Below are 360 nucleotides of genomic sequence, written 5' to 3' on the forward strand. Positions count from 1 at the left end.
CTTGATGATGCCGGCGACACCGGCCGCCGCCTGCGTGTGCCCGATGTTGGACTTCACCGACCCGAGCCAGAGCGGGTCGCCGCCGTCCCGGTCCTGACCGTAGGTGGCCAGGAGGGCCTGGGCCTCGATCGGGTCGCCGATCGTCGAGCCGGTGCCGTGCGCCTCGACCGCGTCGACGTCCTGCGGGTACAAACCCGCCTGCGCCAACGCGGCCCGGATCACCCGCTGCTGCGACGGACCGGTCGGCGCCGTCAGACCGGTCGAAGCACCGTCCTGGTTCACCGCCGTACCCCGCACCACCGCCAGCACCCGACGACCCGCAGCCCGCGCCGACGACCCACGCTCTACCAGCAGCCTGCC

At 73.3% G+C, this 360-nt stretch carries 1 protein-coding gene; it reads right to left on the bottom strand.

Translation table 11 applies throughout. The features are described from left to right. The coding region (locus PUR56_RS14445; protein ID WP_329949204.1) for a polyketide synthase at window positions 1-360 on the bottom strand (360 nt) is incomplete at both ends.

The organism is Streptomyces sp. BE303 (genome assembly GCF_036290945.1).
In the GTDB taxonomy this organism is placed as follows: Bacteria; Actinomycetota; Actinomycetes; order Streptomycetales; family Streptomycetaceae; genus Kitasatospora.